The sequence below is a fragment of the Chryseobacterium sp. MMS23-Vi53 genome (assembly GCF_047651245.1).
Lineage (GTDB): Bacteria > Bacteroidota > Bacteroidia > Flavobacteriales > Weeksellaceae > Chryseobacterium.
Genome location: NZ_CP180265.1, coordinates 3,599,207 through 3,622,445, shown reverse-complemented (window position 1 = coordinate 3,622,445; position 23,239 = coordinate 3,599,207). Strand labels below are relative to the sequence as shown.

The 23,239-nt window shown below is 33.4% G+C and carries 13 protein-coding genes; 2 read left to right on the top strand and 11 right to left on the bottom strand.

From position 1 onward, the window contains the following. Positions 1 to 196: 196 nt before the first annotated feature. From ACKX2A_RS16245 to ACKX2A_RS16205, 9 genes are all read right to left on the bottom strand, one after another. On the bottom strand, positions 197 to 694 hold the full coding sequence (locus ACKX2A_RS16245) for a hypothetical protein (RefSeq protein WP_415325872.1): 498 nt from the start codon (positions 692 to 694) through the stop codon (positions 197 to 199). Then, positions 666 to 4,139: a DUF6443 domain-containing protein gene (locus ACKX2A_RS16240; protein ID WP_415325871.1), complete on the bottom strand. Its 3,474-nt coding sequence runs from the start codon at positions 4,137 to 4,139 to the stop codon at positions 666 to 668. Before ACKX2A_RS16240 ends, ACKX2A_RS16245 begins: the two co-directional genes overlap by 29 nt. Positions 4,140 to 4,145: 6 nt before the next feature. Beyond that, a complete protein-coding gene (locus ACKX2A_RS16235; RefSeq protein ID WP_415325869.1) occupies positions 4,146 to 7,559 on the bottom strand; it encodes a DUF5977 domain-containing protein in 3,414 nt (1,137 codons plus the stop codon). A gap of 207 nt (positions 7,560 to 7,766) precedes the next feature. Then, positions 7,767 to 9,308: a T9SS type A sorting domain-containing protein gene (locus ACKX2A_RS16230; RefSeq protein WP_415325868.1), complete on the bottom strand. Its 1,542-nt coding sequence runs from the start codon at positions 9,306 to 9,308 to the stop codon at positions 7,767 to 7,769. 192 nt (positions 9,309 to 9,500) lie between these two features. After that, the gene (locus ACKX2A_RS16225) at positions 9,501 to 11,222 is read right to left on the bottom strand and encodes a helix-turn-helix domain-containing protein (RefSeq protein ID WP_415325867.1); all 1,722 of its coding nucleotides are present in this window, start codon (positions 11,220 to 11,222) and stop codon (positions 9,501 to 9,503) included. 619 nt (positions 11,223 to 11,841) lie between these two features. Beyond that, positions 11,842 to 13,293 carry a TolC family protein gene (locus ACKX2A_RS16220; RefSeq protein ID WP_415325866.1) on the bottom strand — a complete coding sequence of 484 codons (1,452 nt, stop codon included), beginning with the start codon at positions 13,291 to 13,293 and terminating at the stop codon, positions 11,842 to 11,844. Continuing rightward, positions 13,280 to 16,474: an efflux RND transporter permease subunit gene (locus tag ACKX2A_RS16215; RefSeq protein WP_415325864.1), complete on the bottom strand. Its 3,195-nt coding sequence runs from the start codon at positions 16,472 to 16,474 to the stop codon at positions 13,280 to 13,282. The genes ACKX2A_RS16220 and ACKX2A_RS16215 overlap by 14 nt, the downstream gene beginning before the upstream one ends. 23 nt (positions 16,475 to 16,497) lie before the next feature. Next, positions 16,498 to 17,577 carry an efflux RND transporter periplasmic adaptor subunit gene (locus ACKX2A_RS16210; RefSeq protein WP_415329481.1) on the bottom strand — a complete coding sequence of 360 codons (1,080 nt, stop codon included), beginning with the start codon at positions 17,575 to 17,577 and terminating at the stop codon, positions 16,498 to 16,500. 151 nt (positions 17,578 to 17,728) lie between these two features. Continuing rightward, positions 17,729 to 18,121 carry a hypothetical protein gene (locus tag ACKX2A_RS16205; RefSeq protein WP_415325862.1) on the bottom strand — a complete coding sequence of 131 codons (393 nt, stop codon included), beginning with the start codon at positions 18,119 to 18,121 and terminating at the stop codon, positions 17,729 to 17,731. 670 nt (positions 18,122 to 18,791) lie between these two features. Between ACKX2A_RS16205 and ACKX2A_RS16200 the strand changes: the two genes are divergently transcribed. Beyond that, positions 18,792 to 19,187: a hypothetical protein gene (locus ACKX2A_RS16200; protein WP_415325861.1), complete on the top strand. Its 396-nt coding sequence runs from the start codon at positions 18,792 to 18,794 to the stop codon at positions 19,185 to 19,187. A 47-nt stretch (positions 19,188 to 19,234) separates the two neighbouring features. Continuing rightward, entirely contained in the window at positions 19,235 to 19,696 is a 462-nt protein-coding gene (locus ACKX2A_RS16195; protein WP_415325859.1) for an META domain-containing protein, read from the top strand. 1,069 nt (positions 19,697 to 20,765) lie between these two features. Here the strand turns inward: ACKX2A_RS16195 and ACKX2A_RS16190 are convergent. Then, positions 20,766 to 22,214, bottom strand: coding sequence for a hypothetical protein (locus ACKX2A_RS16190; protein WP_415325857.1), 1,449 nt, complete (start codon positions 22,212 to 22,214; stop codon positions 20,766 to 20,768). Then, the gene (locus ACKX2A_RS16185) at positions 22,211 to 22,999 is read right to left on the bottom strand and encodes a hypothetical protein (RefSeq protein WP_415325856.1); all 789 of its coding nucleotides are present in this window, start codon (positions 22,997 to 22,999) and stop codon (positions 22,211 to 22,213) included. The genes ACKX2A_RS16190 and ACKX2A_RS16185 overlap by 4 nt, the downstream gene beginning before the upstream one ends. Positions 23,000 to 23,239: the final 240 nt, after the last annotated feature.

Sequence of the window (23,239 nt, the reverse complement as noted above, 5' to 3'; positions counted from 1 at the left end):
AAATATAGGAGTTTATTTTATTGAATTGTGGAAAACAAAAAAACAATCGTTTAGTTTTCAATGTTTTATAATTTTATTTTGGTTTTTTGTAAGTTTTTGGAATTGTTTTAATTGGAAATGGAAAACCACTGCAACGGGTGCAGTGGTTTTCTAATGAATGAAACGAGCAAGAGGCTCGCGCAAGTGTCTTTTTATTTTATTCTGAACATTGCTTATATAAATACCAATTTTTTTTATATTTTTTAAAATATGTCTTGTTTACATCTTTCAAGGTATTTTTATCTGACAATTTTAAAAATGTATATGAGCATTTATCAAAGGAAAAAACAAACTGAATATTTTGAAAATCATCCACAGATAAATTTGTAACATCTAATTTATCAAATTTATCTAACAACTTCTCTAATGCTTTAATTTCTGTCTCAGACTTATTAATAAAATTATTATAAATATCTTTGATATTCTTAATTTTTCCAGTAATTCCTTTTTTAACAAAAATTCTTTTATCATCTTTTTCTACATTAGCATTACTGATTAAATATGTTCCGTTTCTATAGGTTATTGAATATCCCTTAAAATAAGTAAAATTTTCATTTTCGAGTTTTGAAAATTTATCGTTATAATTAGTTGGGTTACATTCCGTAAGAATGAGCAATAAAAATACACTAATAAGAATTCTTGTGAGTTTTTCCATATAACATTATAGCTTTTATTGATCTATAACCACCCCGCCTAGCATGAGTAGCTCCTAGTATTATGGATCTTTGGTCATCTTTAGAATCCCATTGAGAATCATAACCATTTCTTCTCGAATTAAATCTACTATTTGCATGCGCTCCCATTTGAAGACCAGAATAATCAAACCCAACTGTATAACCTGTTGCTCCCCATAAATAATTTCCAAAATTCATCTGGTTATGTGCAGTGTTATCTCCTTCAGGCAAAAAAAGAGCATTTGAATAATTAGTCAAAGGATCTGAACTTGCTTCAGTATATTTCTTTGGAAGAACAGAATATGAATAATCAAAATCTCCACCTCCTTGACTTTCCCAAGCAAAATTAAATTTTCCAGATTCAAAAGTACCTTGTCCTTTAAGCATTCCTTCGATTTCAGCTTCACTAACAAATAATAATTTATTTATAATACCTCTATCTATTTGTTTGGGATCTTCACTAGGATCCGCAAAACTATAATTAGTTCTACTTTTAGTTTTTGAATTTTCTACAACTAACCTATGTGGTTGATTATTTTTTTCGGTCCTAACATAATTGCCTTTTTCATCAAAAATATAATCATTAGGTGGTCTCTGAGATCCCATAAAACTCTGTAAAAGCCTAAATGCAGCTTGAGCATCTGCTCCAGTATAACTAATATCCCTACCATCCGGATCAATAAATCTAATCGGATTATTTACTGCGTAGTTATAAGGCGAATATCTTCTATGTTTCTCCGCTAGCGGATCAATCACTCCCCATCTGCCTAAATCCGGCATATAAAATCTCGCTCCATAATCATACATTCCTGTTTCTGTCTGAAGCTCTTTTCCGTTGTATTTGTATTGATAACTTGGATTACCACTTAGCATATTATAACCTTCATGTTTTAAACCAAATGGATAATAATTGCTTTCTTCAACTATATCGATACCTAAACCATTTTTTGTGTAACTTACTCGTACATTTCCGAGATGATCTAAATAATTGTAAATATACTTATTTTGTTGAAAATCATAATATCCTTCACTTGTTGGTACAAATTGTAAAGAAGGGGCAAAGTTTCCGGTTTTTTCATATTGAAACCCATCAAGGTATTCAGTATATCCAAGAATAACCGATTGACTTAGTCTGGTTTTCTTTACTTTTACTCCATCTGCTCTATACAGATAATTAGTACTCTGAATAAGTCTGCCACTCCCTCTTCTTACCGAATCCGGAAGATTTAAAAAATTATAATTTATTAAATTTATTCCTTTATCTAAATGGTTTGTCATATTACCATTATTATCATACTCAATAATATTTCCTCCTAAAGGATAACCTGATGGATTCTGCTGTCCATCTGTTATTTTGTTAAGCCTGTTACTCTGGTCGTTATTAAAATATTCATATGATAGATTGTCTATTAATCCTGCAGTAGTATTTCCATCCAAAGAAGCTGTTCTTTTTAGATTGGTAATATTTCCATTAAGATCATAAGTCATTTTTTCAAAATATTCTCTTGCGGAAGGATTATCTTCTCTTTGATAAAATCCAGCAGATAATCTATTTAATTTATCATAAACATAACCATATCTTCTTAAATAATCATTGGGAGAAGTTGAGGTTTTCCAGTCTACTTCAGTAATATTTCCATTATATCTTGGTAGCACTTTTAAACTTGTGTCAAAAGGATCAGGTGTTTCTTCTCCATCTACTGAGTCGTATTTCATTTCATATCCAAACAATTTACCATTAAGATTTTTTGGATCATTAATTTTGGTCATCCAACCACGGATATTATATGAATAATCAATGCTTTGAAGAAAGCTATTACCTCCTAATGAAGGATAACCTCCTACTTTTTTATTAGTCAATTGCGAAAGTTCATTGTAAGAATTCTCAGAAATAGTTTCAACAAAATTATTATCTACCTGATGGGTATAAGCTAATAATCTGTTTTGAGAATCATAGGTGAAATTTTCTATAATTACCCTGTCTGTATCAGTATCCAATCTTTTGTGAGTAGTAATTGTTTTCTGAACAACTCCTGCAAAATCCAGTTTAGAATCCATTTTTGTTCGCCCACCTAAATGATTGATTGAATATGTGCTAATTGCTCTTCCTTTAATATCGTACCAAGTATAGTTTTTAGTCCAATTATCATCTTCTATATTTTTTACGTAAGAAGCTGTTGGAAGCCCTTTTGTACTGACAGAAACTCCTTGATCTGCCTGTGGGAGAATTTCTTGTTGTAATATTGGAGAGGAAATATTTGGTGATCCTGTTGGGTAAGTATCATAATAATTGACACTCAACAATTTAAAATTAGCAGTAGGATATGCTGTTGTGTTTGAATAATACACATCCATTCCAGCATTATTAAAACTTGAAGAGCTCCTTAGTTCATTGTTTGAACCTTGTCCTTCTACAGCAACCACTTGTGCCTCCCTACCTGGAGGACTATCTAAAATACCTGTATAAATTGGTCTTGAGAATTGATCGTATTTAGTAAAAAGCCATTGCCCCTTTGATTCCATATTGGCATCTCTAGTTAGTACCAAACGATCTTGCTTATCATACACCATATATTCTTTCCCTTTCCCCGGAAGTTTCTTTTCTACGAGACGATTTCTGCCGTCATATTTGTATTGATAGCAAAGGTTGTTTAATGTGGTTTCATCAACTAAACCTGTAACCGAAGCTAATGGTGGAATCACATAAGCTAGTTGGTTATAATCATTGTAAACATAATAGGTATCGATATTCCCTGTATCGCCAACTTTTCTGACTAGCAAAACCTGCCCCTGTCCGTTTTTAAATTCAATGGTTTGATTTTCATCTTCATCCGTAACGATATTTTTATACAGTTGCCCTGTAGCATATGATCCTGATAAAATAATATGGGATTCAAAATTTGTATAATCAAATGTTGCTATGTATTTTTTCACATCACCATCCACATTGGCGTCATAACCGAATGTTACAGGTTTGTTATCCCAAGCATTTCCAACTTGTTTTTGACTTAAAATTCGGTCTAATGGTGAGTTTTCAAGCTGCTTCTCTGAAAATATTTTTTCTGAGCCGTAAAGTGTTGGCTGTGTTGCATTGCTTAAAGGTGAGGCATAAATCCCTCCGTTTTGCGTTCCTTGTTGGGGAACAGGAAGAAAATCTTTTACCTGCCTTCCGAATCCGTCGTATTCGATATGTGTTACAACATCTTTTCCTTGTGGTGTTGCCTGAATATTGACAATCTGTTTGGGTCTTCCCAATCCATCGAAATATTGTACTGTTTCCGAAACTTTCAGTATTTGAGTTGGATCAGATGGATCGAGATGATTCAAATATGTTTTTGTATAAATATAATTTTCTGCTGTGCTCAACTGCGCCTTAGCAAGCCCCGTAATGAACAGGGCGCTGATTGAGATTATTATTTTTTTCATCTTTGATTAGTTTGTCGGATAAATTATTTCATAATTATAAGAGGTATTATTACCTGGAGTTGTTGAATGTGATCTTAAAATAATATCTCCATTAGTTTTAATTGTATAATATACTTGTCCGTTATAGGAAGTATATTCTGTCTTCGGTATACAGCTTCCACTTATAGTGGCTACTTTAACTCCTGTTGTCGTCCAAGGTTGATTTATTGAGTTTGGTCCGGAAGAAAATCCAAAAGATACCTTATAATAATTTGTAGGCGTAACAGTGATACTTCCACCTCCACTTATACCTATTGAGGTATTGAAAGAAAGTGGACAATATATAGGAGTACATGTTCCCTTAATATTAGCAGTATTTTGTCCATTTGTATTAATATCATCTAAAGCTTTCTGATTTGCGTCAGATTGATTCACAAATGAAGAGTATTTATAAGCAGGTACTTTATATATATAACTACTTCCTAAGGCACTAGAACCGCAATTATTTCTAGTAAATGGTTGACTTTTTTCTTCATTAAAAAAAATGTCAGGTGTAGTTTTGGAACTATAATTATAATCCCATTCTTTAATAATATTATTATTTGTATCTAGAATTTTTTGTAATCTGTTTCTATTATCGTAAATATAATTCTCCGCTTGTCCAGATGGATATACTACTGTTTTAAGACCTATTCCACCCCTATAATATGAATATGTAGTAATTTGATAATCTTTCAAATTAACATTTGTTCGAAAACTGTTAAGCTTAGAAACAAATTCATCATTACTATAGCTAGAATTCATCATATTTGTATTAGAGCTATTCACAATATCTGCAATATATGATTTGATTTGGTTGTATTGTACTCCTTCAATTTTCGCAATCACACGTGTTTTATTATAACCCCATACTAATGATACTGGTAATCCTCCCTCTAGAGTGTATTGTAATATATTTCCCACCTCATCATAAAGGTCATAATTAATCTTATTATATTCTGTATTTGGGATTACGTTTAAATCTATCTCACTTTGCGATAAAGGAGCTAGTAGCGTTGATGATTGATCAACTATTGGCATAAAATTATAAACAGATTGTGTCTTAGCTATCTTTTTTGAATTTAAATAGGTTTCTTTTTGAAGCATCGGGAAATAACGCTTATCCAACAGTGAAGAATATATCTGTCCGCTCATTTGAAAAGGGTATGTATACTCCTCTTTTATGGTTTTATCTGGATTTATTTTTGTTGTTGATGTTAAAAAATTATCTCCAAAATTGTTACTTTTAGTATAATCATAGATTTCCTTTTCCTCAACACTTTTATCTCCTGGAAAATAATTTGTTGTTTTTTTACTTACATTTTCAAAATCGGAAAAAAATATATTATAAGATGCTCCATTAACAATTGGAGCATTAGAATATCCTGCACATGGAGCTATTGAAGTATAACTAAATCCTCTAACATTTTGGTTATTATTATCTTGATAGGTAAAATCTTCTTGTTTAACTTTATTTCCTAAATTATCAAAGTATTTCTTTTGCTTAATTTTTCCACGTTTATATCCATATTCAGTATGAGGATCAAATCTATTTCTATCTTGAGCAATATAAGTATCGTTTTTAAAATCAGGATAATCATTAAAATCGGAGTATTGATTAACAATTGTTCCTCTATCATTCTCTTCGATTACAGTTGAATATTCAATAGTGTTACCCATTAAATTTGACAGATAAACAATAGGCGAAATATTAAAATATGTTTCATATATTGTTACTCCATTAGCCGTCGTAGGCATTTTATAATCAGGCATGAAATAATTATTTTTCTGAAGTAAAATACCTGATGATTTATTTAATTGTAAATCTGTTACATAATGAAATTTTTTAATTTCAGGAATCCCATTTTCAGTATAATTAAACATAGATTTTATTCTAACACCTCCAATTATTCCATTTTCTTGTTTAAGATCTAAATCATTACCTACATATTGGGAATATGTATGTGGTTCGTATAAAAATTTGGTATAGCCTTTTGTTGGGTATATTATTTTTGATAATGTTCCATATGACACTGTACTTGGATCAGTTCCTCTAGAAGACTCATGAACGGCTGGATTATTATAACTTAATACGAAAGGAGTTGATTTATAATAACCAAAATGATCAATATTATTACTTGTAAACAAAGGCAAATCATCAAAATTATTATATTCAAATGAGTAAGTTTGTGGAGTTTTATTATCTACGTTATTAATAGTAATTTTATCTAAACGTAATCTTGCATTGACATTATCATTATAATTAAGTGCTGCTGTAAATAGTGTATTCTGGTCTGAACTTAGGATATTAATCCCCGTTAATTTTCTCCATTTTAAGGCTTCAAGGTATGGATAGATATGTAAATTTGCTCCATTTACTGTTGGTAAAACATTTAAATTCTGATCCCTTCTGATGTAGTAAAAATACGCATCATCTATCTGAGCCCAGTTTTGTGGCTGTCCAGCTTGCACATCTTGTCTAAATTTATCATAAGTTTGAATAATGGGAGAGTCATTTATACCATATTTTAGTGAATTACTAATTATTGAATTAAACAAGATTTGCTTAGAAGAATATGTAGTAATCTTTTTTAAATAAGATGGAATTATTAAGTTACCATTCGCATAAACGGTTTCACTATATTCTGTGCCATATGAACAACCTCCTCCTATCCAACTATTTGTTGTTAAACTCATTTTTTGAAAATCATTTCTATTATAAAATGAAGCCAAATAATCCCCTCTTTCATAATTTAAGTCGTAAACCAGTTGATTATGCTTATTATAAACCTTTGTTAAATACCAGGCACTAGAAGTTATCGCTGTATTAATTTGATTAAAAAAGTTTTGAAATGAAAATTCAATTGAATTTTGATTTACAATGTCTCCAAAAATAAATTTATTACCCTGATCATCCATTATTGTAATTTTTCCTAGTACTTTAGGAAAAGGAATATTATTGTTATTACCATAAGCAACGTAATAATAGTTATTTGGCTGTACTTTATCATTAATATCGATAATAACCTTTAAGTTATTAGATGATGATACTTTCCACTCCCCATCTGATCCTAAAAAAAACTTTCCACTATGTCCCATAAAATTAAATGTAAACACATCTGGTTCATAATCTGGATAATGGGTGGCATTATTAGCTAAATTTGATAAATTCTGTTGAGAATTCCAATTGCTAGTATTTAAAATATCTTTGAAATAATAATAACCTTTATTATCATAAGCATAGCCGTAATTATGTAAATCCCAATACATTTCATCCGCAGACTTTCCTCTTACCGATCTTGTTATAACACCTCCTGCTTGTAAAGTCCAATTTTGACCAACCCAGCCAGGAACATCATTAACCCTTACTCCTCCCGTATCATAGGACATCGAAATATCCATTGGAACCCCCCTTCTTCTAGCTGGTATAATGGTACGGTCACATTTGCTCTTCCTGTATTCAAGTCCATTGTTAAATCACCATATTTACCTAATGATGATGCATTTGGAGATTGTATATTAATTGGCATCTCTCTATTTTGTGACAATAATATAGTACTCAGAAATATTATTCCATATATTAACTTATTTATATTTTTTTCCATTTGTTTATTTCTTAATTAATTTGGCATTAGCTGTTTTATTCGTATCCGTTTTGATCGTGATGAGATAAACCCCCTGAATTAAATTCTGTGTGTTCATCTTTGTCACCTTATTCTTCGTTTTCAAACTTTGCAACTGTCTTCCACCCATATCATACAAAGTGATCTCTGCTTCCTTAAAATCAAATCCGATTTCCACATAGGCATAATCGGATACAGGATTCGGATATATTTTGATGTCTTGTTTTTCGATTAACTGATCGATTTGCTTGTCTCCCAACTTTACAATCTTCCAATTTTCTTTTCCGAGTTCTTCTGCGCTGGTTCCTGCTAAAACAATCGAACCGTCTCTGTTTAATTTAATATCAGACAATCTTTCCTCTCTTTTTCTGGATTCTCCTTTCACATGCTTTCTCCATTGTTCATTTCCATTATAATCCAAATACAGCATCCAAAAAGTCTCATCATCATTTTCAATTCTTCCTTCAGCCTGAGTGTAACCTCCTAACAAAATTCCTTTTGAAGATTTTTCATCGGAAGAATGTAAAACACTCATTCCCATTAAAACATCTCTGTTTTTAAAATTGTAAGACTTCTGCCAGATTTCTTCTCCTCTTTCATCAAGAGAAATCAACCAAAGGTCTGTACCTTCTTCAATGCCAACAGATTTATTTCCTGATCTCTCAGATCTTGATTCTCCTCCGATTAAATAACCCGTCGACGTTAAAGAAAGCGTTCTCAAATGATCGTCCCGCTTTCCTCCAAAGTTCTTTTCCCACTCAACCTTTCCGTCTTTATTTAGCTTAATGATCCAGTAATCACCTTCTCCGAAGTTTTCTGTTTTCTTTGACCCTCCTGCATTACTTCTTGAATAAGCTCCTAATAAAGCTCCGCCATCTTTTGTCGGAATCATTTTCTCGACTTCATCTAAACCTTTGCCGCCTAAAACCAGTTGTGATAATTCTTTCCCATTTTTATCAAGTCTTACAACTAAAACATCTTTTGAACCGTAACTTTTTGTTGAATTTTGAACATTTCCAGCTACAAAGAATCCTAAATCTGTGGTTTGAATAACTGATCTAGCTTCTTCATCCGAACTTCCGCCAATGGTTTTCTGCCACAATTCATCTCCAAATTCATTGATTCTGATAAGCCAAATATCTGATCCGCCTTTAGAGTCTTCTTTTTTGTCTAAACTTTTTCCTGAGTAAGAAGTTCCTGATAAAAGAAATCCGCCTTCCTGAGTTGCAACCGAACCTGCAAGAAAATCATGATTCTGCCCTGAGAAATATTTTTCCCAAACTTCTTCACCTTGTTGATTAAGTTTTACCAAATGAAAATCGTAGCCTTGATTTTGTGTGTTTTCTGTAGAAATTTTCTTAGATTGAATGGAGCTCCCTGAAATAAGGTACTGCCCATCAATTGTTGTTGTAATCTGAGAAAGAAAATCCTGTGTTGAGGATTTAATATCTTTCTGCCAAACTACTTCCTGAGCAGATAAGCTCAAGATTGTGCACATAGAAAGTACACTCACATAGAGTTTTCGCATTAGTTATTTTGTTTATTAAATTTTTTTAAACGGTGCAAAAATATTCATTTTACTTCACCATAAAAAGATTTATTAATTATATTTAATATGATCCTTATCACTTTTTAGCGTTTTCATATTAATTTAAATCATGTGCAGCAAAGATATTTTCTCAAAGCGTCAAAACTTGTCGTATAATTTTTCAATAAAAAATCAAGAGTTTTCTTCAATCTCCTCCCTCCTGTTCTTAATAAAATCCGTAGGGCGAATTCCATTAATTTCATAAAAAAGATCGGAGAAATTCTGGCGGGAAGCGATACCGCATTCTTTTGCTAAAGTTTCGATATTATATTTCAGATATTCTTTATTTTCGAACAGAAGATTTGTAATGTAATTGATTCGAAGTTCGCTGAGGTATTTATTAAAATTCACCCCTTTATGTTCGTTCACAACCTGCGAAAGATAATTGGAATTGGTATTCAGCTGAGTGGCTAGCTTACTTATTGTAAGACCTTTTTGGGTAAATTCTTTTTTCTCTTCAAAGGTTTTTAATTTTTGGAGCAATTCTTCAACTTTGCTTTCATTTAGGCTTGATCTTCGCTCCTCAACTGGTGCAGCAATGGGAAGTATCGGAAGAGTTTCATCGTGCTGTACAGTGAATTTTTCTTCCAGTAAAACATATTTCTGCTTAATTTCTTTTGCTTTTTTATGTCTTCTCGTTAATAAAGCCCCTAAACCGATTGCCCAAATAATGAGAACAATAATGATAACAGTTCCAAAATAATTGATCTTTTGTAGTTTTTCTTTCTCGTCCAACAGGGTTTTAGCATCATAATCTTTATGAATCTTCGGAGATAAGTAAATAAAATCCTTCGACATAATGCTATCCGCTTTGAGAAGCTGATTAGTATAATATAATTGCTGCTCCTGGTTTTTCTCCTTTTTACTCTGATCAATTAATATTTCATAATTTTCCCGTAATTCAGGGAGAATAAATTGATGTTTTGTAAAAATCGAATCAACTTTTCTAAAGTATTTCATCGATTCTTTGGTGTTTTTTAAACCGAAATATGTTTTACCGATGTAATAATAATCTACGGAAAGTCGGGCAAAGTCGCGCCCTTTTTTAATGGAGGGAAGCGATTGATTTAAATTATTTAAAGCAGATTGAAATTTATTATTCCTATACTCAGAAATCCCTTTAGACAAAAGAAAATATCCTTTTTCCTGCGCGTATTCAGGATTATCGCCAATTTCGGCAAGACCGGTCTGAATTGCGTAATCGGTTTCGCTGTACTGCCCAAGATTACGGTAGCAGATAAGCAACTGATGCAGACAGTTCAGATATGCTCTTTTATTATTATATATCGCATTCGAGCCAAGATCCTTTCTGGATTTTTCCTTACTGTAATAAGCTAAGCTTTTTTGGAACAGTTCCGAAGCGTCCTCATAATATCCTAAATAGCTTTTTACCACTCCCATATGATAGAGGTTCTGATATTTCAGATACTCATTTTTGGTATTTTTAGCATATTCATAGGCTTTAAGATATTCATTAAGTGCCTGTTGAAATTTTTTATAGTGGTAATAATAGATAATTCCCTTTTCTAGGTATGCAATACTCTGCAGATCTCCTACCTTGGACTGGCTGGCTACCGCAATCATACTATCAGCGTATTTTAACTTAACTTCATTTTCCGGAGAAAAAAATACACCGTCTTTATAGCCTTGAACTAATTTCTCATAGTTCTTTTCTTTTTTGGCTTTTTCAATATAAGGTTGTAAAAACGGAAATGCTCTTGAATCATTTTCTTCAAGATTTTCAAATTTCTGCCTTAATTTATAATAGTCACTATACCCTTCCTGAGATAAAAGAAGTTTAAAAAAACAAATAAAAAGGATAAAGTATATTTTTTTTACAACCTTAAACAACATTCAGTGTCTTAATTTCCCGTCAAAAGTACATAAAAATGATCAGTTTTCACGAATTAATTACAACATTTATATAATTTAAATTTAAACACTTAATAAATTATTATTCAGCGCATTAAATTTTACCAATTCATAAATTAGGACGTATCAATTTATAAATTAAGACAACAAGTGTTTTTTTTCTCCGCCCAAGATTATAATTTCGGCTCAGAATTTAAATGGAAAGTTAAAAAAACAAAGAGGTTGTAAAAACAGAAATACAGTAAAGGGGAAAAACACAAAAAAAACACTAATAAATTTTGAAGGGAATAAATATAATTTCATGATTGTACAGTAATAATACCGCCTTCCTTAATAGGGGAATTACTTTAGGGAAGGTTGGTTTTGTACTGATGATCTTTTTTAAAAAACTAATAACCATTTTTTTTAGAACTAATAACCTTTTTCATATAAAACTAATATCCATTGAATACCAGTTTAGTTGTGGTGTGGTCATATCTACAGGTAAATTTTGAAGGTTCTTGCAAAAGAACCTTTTTATTAAAGTTTTCAGTTTAAATCGAAAAGAGACTGTTCCGTATGGGCACAGCCTCTTTTCTTTTAAAACATTAAGGATTTATATCTACTTCCAGCCTCCTCCCAGGCTTTTGTAAATATCAACAACTGTACTCAGCTGTTTTTGTTTAGCTTCCACCAGCTCCATTTTTGCATCCAATGCATCTCTCTGGTTCAGAAGAACTTCCAGATAATCTGCTCTTGAATTTCTAAATAGCTGATTAGCAATATCGATTGATTTCTCCAAAGCCTGTGTTTCTTCAGACTTCAGTTTGTAATACTGATCTATGTTTTTCACTTTAGACATTAAATTGGCTACGTCCAAATATGCATTCAGAATCGTTTTGTCGTACTCGTAAAGAGCTTGGATTTGTCTTGCATCAGCCGATTGGAAATTTGCCTTGATCGCACTTTTATTAATCAGCGGACCAGCCAATTCACCAACTAAACTTGCCGCCATAGATTCCGGAAGCTTCACCAGATAAGATGGTTTGAAAGCTTCCAATCCTAGCGTTGCAGAGATCTCCAATGATGGATAAAACTCTTTTCTTGCTGCTTCTACGTCTAATTTTGATGATTTTAATTCTAATTCGGCTTGTTTAATGTCAGGACGGTTGGCCAGCAACTGTGAAGGAATTCCTGTATAAACGGTTTGCGGAATTGTAGTCATAAAATCTTCTTTCGTTCTTACAATAGGCTGAGGAAAACGGCCACAAAGTGCATTAATTTCATTTTCCTTTTCGATAATCTGCTGACGGATTGTATATTCCGAAGCTTTTGATTTTGCCAATTCTGCTTCAAACTTTTTCACCGCCAATTCAGTTGCTGCTGCAGCTTCTTTCTGAATTTTTGATATTTCCAAAGCTTTTTGCTGAAGCTTCGTATACTGCTGAATAATATCTAATTGATTATCCAATGCCAACAATTCATAATAATTGTCTGCTACTTCTTCAATTAAATTGGAAAGAACGAAATTCTTTCCTTCTACTGTCGAAAGATAATGAGCAACAGCTGCATCTTTCTCTGTTCTTAATTTTTTCCAGATGTCGATCTCCCAATTGGCCATTAAACCACCTTCGAAATTTCCAAGAGGATCGGGAACTTCTTTTCCTGGCTCGATCTCTGTGGACGCATCACCCGCACCTTCGCTTGTGTAACGCCCAACTTTACTTACGCCAGCTCCTATTCCTGCAGAAACCGTTGGTGTTAATCTTCCTTTCTTCGCTAAAACACCACTCTTTGCAATTTCAATTTCCTGCAAAGTGATCATCAGTTCCTGATTGTTTTTTAAAGCTGTTTCAATTAAAGAAACTAAATTTGGATCTGTGAAAAATTGTCTCCAGGGTGTAGTTCCGCTGTTATTATTCGCGTCGCCCTGCTCTTCCTGATTAAAGTTCTGAGGTACGTTTTCTTTCACCTCATCCTTTATCACGGTCGCCATCGGCGCCTTACAGCTTGCTAAAACAAGCGATAAGGCAATGGCTGCTATATATTTATTATGTTTATTATAGATCTTCATGTTTGTCATCGTGTTGATACGGTTCTGTTTGTTCTGTTAAAGGATTTTCTTCTTCATATTTGGACAGTCTCGACTTATCGGCAATGGTTCCAAAGATGTAGTATAATCCTGGGATGATCATTAATCCGAAAATGGTTCCGATCAACATCCCTCCTGCTGCTGCTGTACCGATCGTTCGGTTACCAATTGCACCTGGTCCAGTCGCCATTACCAATGGAATCAAACCTGCGATAAATGCAAAAGATGTCATCAAGATCGGACGGAAACGGATTGCCGCTCCTTCAATAGCTGCCTGAGCAACAGGAATTCCTTCTTCTGCTTTTTTCTGAACAGCAAATTCTACGATCAGTACGGCATTTTTACCCAAAAGACCAATTAACATGACCATTGCTACCTGAGCATAAATGTTGTTTTCTAATCCTAATAATTTTAAACATAAGAAAGCTCCGAAAATACCCGTTGGCAACGATAAGATTACCGGCAACGGAAGAATGAAACTTTCGTACTGTGCAGAAAGAATTAAATAAACAAATCCTAAACACACTAAGAAAATGAAAATCGCTTCATTTCCACGACTTACCTCATCTTTGGAAATACCTGCCCAATCGATACCGAAACCTCTAGGAAGTGTTTTGTCTGCCACTTCTTTAATCGCAGCAATCGCCTGTCCCGAACTATAACCCGGTGCTGGAGTTCCACTTACCTCGGATGAGTTATACATATTATGTCTTGTGATCTCCGATAAACCATACACTTTTTCCAAATGCATGAAATCTGAATACGGAACCATCTGATCTTTATCGTTTTTAACGTATAATTTCAATAAATCCGTCGGCAAAGCACGATATTGAGGTCCCGCCTGAACAATTACTTTATACGGTCTGTCGAAACGGATGAAACTCGTCTCATAATTCGAACCAATTAAAGTAGATAAATTATCCATTGCATTTTCGATCGTTACCCCTTTTTGTTCGGCAAGATCGTTATCCACTCTCAACATATATTGTGGGAAACTCGCAGAATAGAAAGTAAATGCAGAACCTAGTTCAGGACGTTTTTTCAGTTCCTTTACGAAGTCGTTACTTACCTGTTCCATTTTATGATAGTCTCCACTTCCCGCCTTATCCAGCAAACGAAGCTCAAAACCACCTGCTGCACCATACCCCGGAATTGATGGTGGTTGGAAGAATTCTATATTGGCACCCGGAATATTTTTAGCTTTTTCTTCAAGCTTTTCTATAATTTCCGCAGCAGATTCTTTACGGTCTTCCCAGCTTTTTAAGTTAATCAGACAAGTACCGGAGTTGGAACCTGTACCTTCCGTCAGGATTTCATAACCTGCCAGTGAAGAAACAGATTGTACTCCATCGATACCTTCAGATTCTCTTAATAATTCTTTCGCGATCTGATTCGTTCTTTCCAATGTTGAACCCGGTGGCGTTTGGATAATTGCGTAAATCATCCCCTGATCTTCCGCAGGAATAAACCCTGAAGGAAGTGAGTTACTCAGGAAGAATGTACAAGCACAGAATGCCAATAATAAAGGAAGAGTAAATGTTTTCTTTTTAACAGTTTTAGTCAACATTCTTTCATACTTCCCAGCTCCTTTCGTAAATAAATTGTTGAATTTATCCAAGAATATCGTGATTGGAGTTCTTTTCTTAGCTTTTCCGTGGTTATTTTTTAAAATTAAAGCACATAAAGCCGGAGTTAATGTCAAAGCTACAACCCCGGAAAGGATAATCGCAGAAGCCATTGTAATGGAGAACTGACGATAGAAAACCCCAACCGGACCCGACATAAACGCAATCGGAATAAATACGGATGCCATTACTAAAGTGATCGCGATAATCGCTCCACTGATTTCGTGCATTGCTTCTTCTGTCGCCTTTAATGGAGATAAATGCTTCTCTTCCATCTTGGCGTGAACGGCTTCAATTACTACAATCGCGTCATCGACCACAACCCCAATTGCCATTACGAGTGCAAAGAGCGAGATCATGTTTAATGTAATTCCAAATGCGGACATGACGGCAAAAGTACCAATCAATGACACCGGAACGGCAATTGCCGGAATTAAAGTTGAACGCCAATCTCCTAAGAAAAGGAATACCACAATTGCCACCAAAATAAAGGCCTCAAATAAAGTGTGGATAACTTTTTCAATCGATGCATCCAAGAATCTCGATACGTCATAACTGATGTCATAGTGCATTCCTTTTGGGAACGTAGTTTTCTGCAACTCTGCCATCAAAGATTTTACGTTTTTGATAACGTCACTTGCGTTGGAACCATAAGATTGCTTAACAGTGATCGCTGCAGAAGGTTTACCATTCAAGGTAGAATAAATATCGTACATCGAAGAACCGAATTCGATATCTGCAACATCTTTTAATCTGATAAATTCTCCGTCCGGTTTAGCTTTAAGAATAATATTTCCGTAATCTTTTTCATTATTAAAACGACCTGGATATTTTAAAATATATTCAAATGACTGAGATCTTTTACCCGAACTTTCCCCCGTTTTACCCGGAGATGCTTCCAAACTTTGTTGGTTTAATGCTTCCATTACTTCATCTGCCGAAATGCTGTAAGCCGTTAATCTGTCTGGTTTTAGCCAAATACGCATCGCATATTCTCTTGTTCCCAGGATATCTGCGAAACCAACTCCGCTTACCCTTCTCAATTCCGACATCACGTTGATATCTGCATAGTTGAAAAGGAATTTTTGATCGGCTTTCGGATCATCACTATACAAGTTGATATACATCAACATGTTAGGTTCTTCACGGGTAATTTTCACCCCTTCACGAACTACCAAAGGAGGTAATTTATTAACAACCGAAGATACACGGTTTTGAACGTTTACAGCTGCTACGTTCGGATCGGTTCCCAAATCGAAAACCACCTGAATAGAAGCTTCCCCGTCGTTTCCGGCATCGGAAGTCATATATTTCATTCCCGGTACACCATTTAAACCTCTTTCCAACGGAATAACCACGGATTTAATCAACAATTCGTTGTTGGCTCCAGGATATTCTGCGGTGATGTTTACTTTTGGCGGTGAAATAGATGGGAACTGTGTAACCGGTAATTTGGTAAGTGACAGTACTCCCATAAATACAATAATCAATGAGATTACAATAGACAGAACAGGTCTGCGAATGAATTTCTTAAACATAATACTGCTTCATTTATAGAGTCCTACTCTGCTTTTAATTTCAATGATTGAAGAACTTTTTTCGGATCCTGAGCTTTTGTCTGAACTTTCTGGTCGTCCTTCACTTTCTGAACTCCTTCCAACAAGATTTTATCACCAGTTGACAATCCTGACCCTACCACATAAATGTCCGGAAGCTCATAAGCTACTTTTATATTTCTAGATTTTACCACTCCGTTATTCCCCACTACAAAAACATATTTCTGATCCTGAATTTCGTATGTTGCTTTCTGAGGGATGATCATAGCGTTTTTAAGAGGTAAAGTCATTCTTACTTTTCCTGTTTCTCCGTTTCTTAATAATTTGTCAGGATTTGGGAATTTTGCTCTGAAAGCAATATTTCCTGTTTCGTTATCAAATTCACCTGTAATTGTCTCAACTTCACCTTTTTGTGGAAACAAATCACCATTTGCCATCAGCAAGCTTACCTGATTACTTCCTCTTGAAGCTACATTTCTCTGATAATTAAGATATTCCGGTTCTGAAACATTAAAATATGTATACATATTCGTATTATCAGAAAGGGATGTCAACAAATCTCCTTCATCCACCAAACTTCCTAATCTCAAAGGTAGTCTGTTGATAATTCCTGAAAACGGCGCTTTGATGTTTGTGAATGATAAATGCGTCTGAGCCAGATTTGCTTCTGCATTGGCTGCATCCAATTTAGCTTTAGCCATTGCTTTCTCATTTTTAGAAACAATATTGTTGTTGGCTAGCGTACTTGCATTTTTCAATTCGATTGTAGCTTGTGCTACTTCAGCTTGTGCTTTTAGTAATTCTGCCTGATAAAGTTTGGGCATAATCTGGAACAACACCTGTCCCTGATGAACGTACTGACCTTCGTCTACATAGATTTTCTCAAGAAAACCTTTCTCCTGTGCACGAACTTCGATGTTCTTCACAGATCTGATCTGAGCTACATATTCTTTGTCTATCACCGTATCCATTACTACTGGAGAGGTAACGGGATAAACCGCAGCTTCTTCTTTTTCTTCTTTTTTCTTGTTACAACTGAACAACAAAAGACTGCTTAGCGCAATACTTGCGACAACTCTTTTCATCATAATACTAGAGTTTATATAAATCGTTAATGTTTTAATTGAAATAAAAATGGTAATGGAGAATGCTTACGATGTGCAGATTACCAGCAAACACAACGCAGAATCTTTCCTACCAAAATCATTAGCAGAAAATAAATCGAAAAATAAAATCTTAAATTCTGATAGAACGAATCAGAATAAATCTTTTTACAGAATTAAATTCGGAGAGGAAGCCGTGGATAGTCGGCTTAAGTCTTTTGAAACTTTTTAAACCAAAAACATAAACCAGCGTGAAGACACTCGCAAAGAATACAATACTTTGCACTGTATCCAACAATTGAAAATCGTCTTCTGTAAGTTCCAGAGAGTAAGCATTGCTTGTATCATCCGGAGACTGCTGCATGGAAAGTTTTTCGTAGGTTTGGTTTAAGCGGTTTGCTCTTTTAGGTAAATTGTGGGAATTATGAGCAGTGTAATCATTTCGTAAAGTTTTGACGTTGATCTTGCTTTCCACTACGAATAGCAGAAAAAGACTTGTTAAAAAATATACGATATAATTTCTCATAATTTTGAAGGCACAAAGGTACACTTAGATTTCTATACAATCATAATGGATTAACAAAATTTAACGATCCTTTAATTTTCCTGAAATTTAAGGAGTTGTGATTGATTTAAAATCTCTTATTTTATTCTGAGACAAATCGGATACCAAAAGTACCAACCTGTTCAATTCTTAATTTTATTTTAATAATTCCTAATATGTCTATAAATAAGATTTTGAAGAATATTTTTTCTAATTCATATTAATTTAATTTCGCCAAAGCTTTTTATAAATTAATATTAAACATCATAATGCACTATTTGTATTATTCTTTAAAAGGATTGACGTTTAACTATTTTTAAAAATGAAAATTTATATTAATATTGCCGAAAATTTACACAAGCAAATGATGAAACGAAACTCTACTTTAAAAAATCAATTATACCTGAACAGATTTAAATCTAAAAATATTCTTTAACCCGAACTGTTCCAATCCCTTTCTATTAACATCAAAGCAGAATATTAATTTATTTTTTCATGAATTTTTGAAGCTAATAAGAATAATCGCTTTTCATAATTGGTGCAAATTTTTAATTAATTTATAAAAATTTAACATATTTAAATTAAATATATTTGTAAATTTATAGAATATTAACACTGAAATTCATGAAACACTTTAAAATCACTTATCATTATGAAAAAATTATTAAAAAGTCTCTTAATCGTAGGCCTGGCAGCCTTTTCTGCAACAGCATGTAAGCATCAAGCAAAGGACGAAGCGGTATCCCTTACTGATAATGCTGCTGTGAGTAACGACAAAATTATCAAAGATGTATTCACTGATGAATACGGAGATCAGATAGAAGTTGCTATCAACGAAACCAAAAATACCGCAATTGTACGTCTTGACGGGAAATCTTACGAATTGAAAAAGTCAGAAGATCTACCGGAATATACTGCAGGAGATGCAGATTATCAATATTCTGATGTAAAAGGAGATGTTACCTTTCTGAAAAAAGATTATAACATGGTGCTTTTTCATCATAAAAAGGATAAATCTTCCGGAAATACCAAAATGGCTTCTTACTAGCCAACAACCACTTGAATGAAAAAACAAATTTTAACACCAAATAAACTATGAAAAGAGTACTTAAATATTTCAGCACTTTGATGCTTATTATTTTTTTGGCATCGTGTATGAGTAAACCGACTACTCCAACAACTCCTGTTCCACCCAAAAATTCGAATGATATTACTGGGAAAAAATGGAAGCTAACCGAAATTATGGGGCAACCTATTAAATTAAAAAATCCAAGTGCTAATCCTTATTTTATGCTGAACATGGCGGATATGAGATACGAAGGACACGGTGGTTGCAATGGCGTGGGCGGAACTTTTGAAATAAAACCGGAGGTAATGCGTATTAAATTCAACCAGGGAATGTCTACAATGATCGCGTGTGATGATCTGGAAACGGAAAGAGCTTTTACACAGGCTTTACTTTCTGCAGACAACTATTCTGTAAACGGAAATACTTTAACATTAAACAAAGCGAGAATGGCTCCTTTGGCAAAATTCGTTCTGGATAAAGCTAAATAACCTTTATAAGAAACACATCCACATAAATGCAATGCGCTTTTACTTTTTTTAGTGAAAGCGTTTTTTAATTTAAATTCTTTCATTTAACATAATAACATCAAATAAAAAACTAATATTTTGATCTTTTATTGTCACTCGAGATACTAAAAGATTCTCCGTTGGCTCTAACATTAAATCTCTGTATAAATAGAAAAAAGCCGAAGAAAAAATTCTCCGGCTTAAACAACATTTTATGAAAATAACACTTACTTTTAATGTTTTGGTATGGTAGAAACGGAGGAATAATTGTGGAAATAGTCTCTGCCTCAAATTTGAAAATCGATGTGTATAAAAAATAAAAAATCATCATTTGGGAAATAAAAAAACAAGTATTTCGATTTTCATTTGGGAATTTGCAATATCAATTTTTTGTCATCATTTAAATTAATTATTCCTCCTTATTATCATTTGTGTATTTTTTTGTTTTAAATTTTTTTTTAGTGTTTTAGAATTTAGTGTTTAGAAAAATCATCATTTGTGTTTTTAAATCATTGTTTGTGTTCTGACTTGTTTTCTGATACAAATGTATAACCTCCTGAGTAATAATTCTATACTGCAATTCCACTTCTTAAAAATAAATAACTGATTATTAAAAAGTTACAAGACATAATGCAGTTTAATTGTAGTAGTCAAAATTTCATAGCATTTGATTTTAAGATGAAATTTTCATCAATAAATAATATTAACGAAAATTATCAATCAAAAAGAATCATTAATAGTTTAAAATACACCTTTATTTTTCATTGCCTAATAACTTAAATAAAAAAGCCAAAGAAAAACATCTTTGGCTTTAACTTCCTCACGATAAAAACTAACCTAATCTTCATGAGGCATCATAAAAAATTAATATTAAAAAAAATAAGCAGGGAATATGGAGAAAATAAATCTTTCCCTGCTTTGTACAACTAAAAATTAGTCGATTATATAAATAACATTGAGTCTTTAAAAAAGGAAACAGAAGCTATGAAAAAAATTGAATGCTCCTGCTTCCGACTATAAATAAACTTTCTTTTAATTATACTGTACCGTTCTAAAGCTTGCTCATCGAAAAAGTATATCCATAAATAGCACCAGGTACGCTGGATATCACATGTAATTTGCGAATTTCATTACCTTGAGGCTGCCCTCCCAAATTTGTTCTATAAATAACAATTCTTACCAGATCTCCTGAATTAAACTGTTCAATTGTCTGAGGTATAATTTGCGAATAACTATAAGTCCTATTTGCAGCACCATTAATTATGGCTCTTATCCCATTTATATTGTTCCATGTACTTCCATTATCAGAGCTTTTTTGAACATTAATTAAGATCCAATAATATTCATTAACAGAACTTGCTAAGTAAAAATTTATCATTCCACCGAACTGATAATATCCACTTCTGGTAATTTTTATATTTCCATTAATCACATCAGCTCCCATTGTATTAATAAAACGATGATTCGGTTGCAAAACGAGTGGAGTTGGAATTGATTGGTTTATATTGCTTAACGTAACAGATCCAGGAGGAGCATCAAGAGCATCTCCTCTAAAGTGTGCCACCTGACTTCCAACAACGGGAGCTTTACCAACCAGCCCATTTTGATCTACATACAAAGGAGATATTGTAGAACTTGTAAGCTCTTTAGTATCATTAACTTTTAAATTTCCGTTTACTTCAAGTTTAGTTGATGGGTTTGTTGTTCCTATACCAACATTACCACTTGTACGAGTTATTACAACATCGTTTATTTGCTGAGCTGTAGAGGGTGCTGCATTTACATTATTATCGAAATTAGAATCGATATGTAAAATTGTTTGTGGAGATGCCGTACCCACACCAACATTTTGATTATCAGCAACAAACAACCCCGGTCTTGAAATATTCTCAGTATATTTTCCTGGTTGTGAAGAGCCTATTGCTAAGCCATCAAATCCCTGATCTCCAGTAGCTGTATTATGCTTAATGTAATATCCATAATTGGTATCATTTTCATTAAATCTAATCTGGCCTCCTAAACCTGCTGCATTGGCTTTTGAATGAATTCTTAGTATTGGGTTATCTATTGTTCCTGCCTGAGAAGCTGATCCTCCAACTCTCATTTCACCACCAACAACTTGAAGGGTAGAGTTTGGAGCCGTTGTACCAATACCTACTCTGTTTGTAGCAGCATCTACGGATAATGTACTTCCATCTACAGAGAAATGATTTGTTCCTGTAGTTGCAGTACTCATGAATGCTAATGTATTTCCTGCTTGTGCTACTGTTCTGTTACTCGACAAAGTTCCGTTACCTGCATAAATACTTGTATCTGTAAAGCTTTGTGCTGGAATATCTTTCCAGGTCGCAACACCATTTGCGTCGGATGTTAATACTTTGTTTGCTCCCTGAGTTCCGTCTACAATTTTTACAGCTCCGGAAGTTGCAGAGTTTACATGTAATAAATTTGTTGGTGCATCTGTTCCAATACCAATATTTCCTGAAGACTTAATCGTCATTCTAGGCGCGAAGTCTTTAGAATTTCTGGTATGGAACTGTAAACCCCATACCCATTGCTGAAATCTCTGTCAATACCTCGAATAGAAGCGCCACTTAATCCGTTTCCTTTATCTCCCGGAACAAATTCTATTCCTCCAAAATTGGCATTTGTTGTTCTTGAGTTGTATAAAACAACATTTCTTGCATCTCCTGTATCTTTATTATAACCAGCAACAATAACGTTATCAGCCTGTGCAGATGAATTTGATACTGCCAAAGTTCCAATAGGAGTAGCATAACCAATTCCTACTCTATTGGTGTTTCCACTTACTGTAAGGACAGGTGCTGTTGCACTAGTGACTGAAAATCCATTTTCTGAAGTGGTGATAAAATTTAGTTTTTTATCATTCTGAGTTACCGTACGATTTGCAGCCAGAGTTCCGTCTGTATTGTAAATATTATTATCGTTGTCTTTAAACGCGCTAGGATCAACAACCATTTTCACCCAGTAGATACCATCAAAATAATAAAAACCTACTACATCAATATTTTTAGTCGTTCCAATTGCATTTCCATTAAGATTATTTACATAAATCATTGTAGACGTTTCTACATTCTGCATCAATTGAGCACGTGCTCTATCCACTCTCGGAATTAATAATCCATCTGCGTTTCTTGCAATTCCGGTTGGGTTTTTTGCTGTAATATCAAATGTTGATTTTGGTGTCGTCGTGTTTACACCAACCTGTGCATAAGATACACTTGCTGCCGTAAGAGCGAGTGTCAAAATAATTTTGTTTTTCACTTTGTTTTAATTATAGTTTGTAGTTTTTTAGTTTTATTTTTCAGGAACATTTGTATAAAAGGGCGCTTCTACATTTATTTGTAAAAACGCCCGGTTTTTCTTCATCTTAATCCAACAACATTAATTTTTTTATCTATGTGTTTTTTTTATGGGATTGTTTAATAATTTTTTTTACCGATCATCTGTGTTTTAAAAACACTAAAAAATATTTTAATAAAGCAGGGATACAAATAAAATTCC

Coding starts and splice junctions, on each gene's coding strand:
- ACKX2A_RS16245 (WP_415325872.1), bottom strand. CDS start 694: ATGGAAAAACTCACAAGAATTCTTATTAGTGTATTTTTATTGCTCATT.
- ACKX2A_RS16240 (WP_415325871.1), bottom strand. CDS start 4,139: ATGAAAAAAATAATAATCTCAATCAGCGCCCTGTTCATTACGGGGCTT.
- ACKX2A_RS16235 (WP_415325869.1), bottom strand. CDS start 7,559: ATGGATATTTCGATGTCCTATGATACGGGAGGAGTAAGGGTTAATGAT.
- ACKX2A_RS16230 (WP_415325868.1), bottom strand. CDS start 9,308: ATGCGAAAACTCTATGTGAGTGTACTTTCTATGTGCACAATCTTGAGC.
- ACKX2A_RS16225 (WP_415325867.1), bottom strand. CDS start 11,222: ATGTTGTTTAAGGTTGTAAAAAAAATATACTTTATCCTTTTTATTTGT.
- ACKX2A_RS16220 (WP_415325866.1), bottom strand. CDS start 13,293: ATGAAGATCTATAATAAACATAATAAATATATAGCAGCCATTGCCTTA.
- ACKX2A_RS16215 (WP_415325864.1), bottom strand. CDS start 16,474: ATGTTTAAGAAATTCATTCGCAGACCTGTTCTGTCTATTGTAATCTCA.
- ACKX2A_RS16210 (WP_415329481.1), bottom strand. CDS start 17,577: ATGAAAAGAGTTGTCGCAAGTATTGCGCTAAGCAGTCTTTTGTTGTTC.
- ACKX2A_RS16205 (WP_415325862.1), bottom strand. CDS start 18,121: ATGAGAAATTATATCGTATATTTTTTAACAAGTCTTTTTCTGCTATTC.
- ACKX2A_RS16200 (WP_415325861.1), top strand. CDS start 18,792: ATGAAAAAATTATTAAAAAGTCTCTTAATCGTAGGCCTGGCAGCCTTT.
- ACKX2A_RS16195 (WP_415325859.1), top strand. CDS start 19,235: ATGAAAAGAGTACTTAAATATTTCAGCACTTTGATGCTTATTATTTTT.
- ACKX2A_RS16190 (WP_415325857.1), bottom strand. CDS start 22,214: ATGACGATTAAGTCTTCAGGAAATATTGGTATTGGAACAGATGCACCA.